General features: G+C 32.3%; 1 pseudogene. It reads left to right on the forward strand.

The window, feature by feature from the left end:
• A pseudogene (locus tag KGQ19_RS53305) lies at positions 1 to 393 on the forward strand (S8 family peptidase); the annotation flags it as partial.

A 393-nucleotide genomic window follows, 5' to 3' on the forward strand; every position in this document is an offset into this window, starting at 1 on the left:
GCCTAATTATTTAGTTCAATATAGAGGAGATTTTAGAGGTCAAATAGACAAAGTATCTTATGCGTGTGGAGATGTAATTACTGATACTATAGCAGTCGTATCTGCTTCACCAGAAGATTTAGTTAGATTGGCTAAGGATGTACCATCGATTCTTTACATAGATCCTAGAAGTAAGTACGTATTACAAGATATATCTCCGTCAAGTGTAGATAATATAAATGCAATTAAAATTAATCCTTACTTGGACTTAAATGGTAGAGGTGTCCTTATAGGCATGGTTGACACTGGAATAGATTATTTAAATGAAGAATTTATAAGGGAAGATGATACTTCAAGAATAATAAGTCTTTGGGATCAAACTATTCCTGATTCTGATGATATCTCAGTTTACAT

The sequence above is a fragment of the Catenulispora pinistramenti genome (assembly GCF_018274385.1).
In the GTDB taxonomy this organism is placed as follows: domain Bacteria; phylum Actinomycetota; class Actinomycetes; order Streptomycetales; family Catenulisporaceae; genus Catenulispora; species Catenulispora pinistramenti.